Here is a 1,968-nt window from a genome sequence, read left to right on the forward strand (position 1 = left end):
GGAGACTTGATGCAGATGTGTGGACTGACAACCTGGGTGCATCACAAGCAAGCTCCCGTGTTCCAGCCAAAAGTCAGTGGGTTTACCATTTCTCGGTTTAATTTGAAACTTGCGAACACCACCGAGGCTCAGAGAAGCGATCGCTGGCTCATATCCCGTCGATGGTTCATTGTCAGAGTGCCAGCCGATGCTATCCTGTCCACTGCGGTATTGATTGCCGATGACAATGCGGAATTTGTAGCCAGTCAATGCAGTGATTCTGTCCCGCAAGTTAGCCAGAGCATCTGTCCAAGTCAGGGGTTTTAAAAACACGCTATTCGAGTAAAGGTAATCACATCCGTAGTCCCCGTAAATGCATTCGAGGCGGCGGACAGGCATTGTTTTACCCGCAATTCTGATTTGATTCTGCTGCCACTCCAGTTTCAAGCAGTGTTGGTAGAGTTCGTTTGCAAGTTCTTGGCTTAAGAAATCAGGGTAGTAAGTGATAGGTAAAACTGGGGCTGATTCGGCAAATAAATTTAGTTGTTGCATAGTAGTTTTCTCTTACTCTTGAATGTGTAAGTGAAAGAATTTCTGTTAGTTTTAGTTGGTGGAGAATACTTTACGTTTCTTGAGATACTTGATCCCAATACTCAGTAACAAAATCATGCGCTTGCTGTAACACTTGGGGGAGTAAAAATAAGGGGACTTCCCAAGCCGCAATAACGCTACCAGCAAAACATTCTGCAAGCTCAATCCGAATACACTCTGGTAAATTACTCTCTAAAAACTTGAGTGAATGATCTTCGTTTTCTGGTAGTCGAACAAAAAAATAATCGTCGTGCATAATATCAGCAACTAGACCATATTTTTCTGCCAAAGTTTTTCGTAGAGTGTTCATAATGAAAGGTTGAGTTAGGTAGGGAATTATTGAGAGATGACTTTTACTATTTCGGGCAACCACCGCAGTTGAAAAACAGTTTGGTTTGAGGATTTGGCGACTGCGGGAACCATCCGCCCCAATTGCTTACCAGATTCAGTAGGACGATAGGGAATTTTCTTGTCATTTGTTCTGTATTGCAGTCCAGAATTTAGTAAGCAGTGGTTAACAGCCCGTGCAGACATTCCTACTACCTCACCGATTTGTGTTGGATTGAGAAATGCATCTTCTGCAACATTCGTTTGAGCGATCGTAATCTTCAGTTCATCTGCTGCTGGCTTAAGTGCGGGGTTAACTCTAGTGGCGGCATTAACTGCTAACTGGGCAGTGAGGGATTTGTCTAGTCCAGCAAACTCGCCTAGGATTATCGCTAGCTGTGCGGCTTCGTGGGACGGAGCTAATGAATGTGTTGGTTCTTGCTGTTGTACTGGCTCTACTTGGGTTGAGAGCATCACTTTCATTAAGGTTCTGTTAGCCCAGATGCGAAACTCGACAGAAACCCACCGAGCTAAATCAATGGCGATTTCTGGGTGAATCCAAGTGCTTTGTTCGCTTCCGTATCCCTGGATATCTATCACCAATAACGATATGAGGATCTTCATATCGTTAGAGAGTGCTTGCAAATACTGCTTTGTAGACTTCAGCTTCGTGTAATCGGCTAAGAATTTTCCGTTAGCTTTGCACATCTGACTTGCATTCACGTAGCCCTTGGGGACAGCATATTTACCTATTTCTCCATCTTGAGGCATTTGATTAATTTCTGAGTCGTGCCAAAAATGTGCCAACATGATTCATTCCCTGGTTATTGAACAAATAATTGATTCAGGCATTCACGCGCACCAAACTTTTCTCACCGACCAGCGAAAAACGATTACATATAGTCCGTGATTGAGTTAACGTTGGCGATATCAATTCAACAACGTAAAACCAAGAATCATTCACAAGCCCAATCCCCAGAATCAGCCGTTGTTTTGTTCCCTTGTCGTGAGAATAGAGCATTACTCTTTCGCCCAGAACAAAAGCAGGTTTTTGCACACTGATGGCTTCCA

At 43.7% G+C, this 1,968-nt stretch carries 4 protein-coding genes; all 4 read right to left on the reverse strand.

The genetic code is table 11. From position 1 onward, the window contains the following. Positions 1-531 (reverse strand): alpha-ketoglutarate-dependent dioxygenase AlkB family protein (locus H6G97_RS50550; protein ID WP_190947710.1); only part of this gene is annotated, 531 nt, incomplete at its 3' end. A 70-nt stretch (positions 532-601) separates the two neighbouring features. Beyond that, positions 602-880 (reverse strand): hypothetical protein, encoded by a 279-nt coding sequence (locus tag H6G97_RS50555; RefSeq protein WP_190947711.1) that lies wholly within the window; start codon positions 878-880, stop codon positions 602-604. 26 nt (positions 881-906) lie between these two features. After that, positions 907-1,707, reverse strand: a complete 801-nt coding sequence (locus tag H6G97_RS50560) for a KilA-N domain-containing protein (protein ID WP_190947712.1) — start codon at positions 1,705-1,707, stop codon at positions 907-909. A 34-nt stretch (positions 1,708-1,741) separates the two neighbouring features. Then, positions 1,742-1,968 (reverse strand): DUF1392 family protein (locus tag H6G97_RS50565; protein WP_190947713.1); only part of this gene is annotated, 227 nt, incomplete at its 5' end.

The organism is Nostoc flagelliforme FACHB-838, from assembly GCF_014698065.1.
Lineage (GTDB): Bacteria > Cyanobacteriota > Cyanobacteriia > Cyanobacteriales > Nostocaceae > Nostoc > Nostoc flagelliforme_B.

Excerpts from the sequence above, each read along its gene's own strand:
- H6G97_RS50560 (WP_190947712.1), bottom strand. The coding sequence starts at position 1,707 with ATGTTGGCACATTTTTGGCACGACTCAGAAATTAATCAAATGCCTCAA.
- H6G97_RS50555 (WP_190947711.1), bottom strand. The coding sequence starts at position 880 with ATGAACACTCTACGAAAAACTTTGGCAGAAAAATATGGTCTAGTTGCT.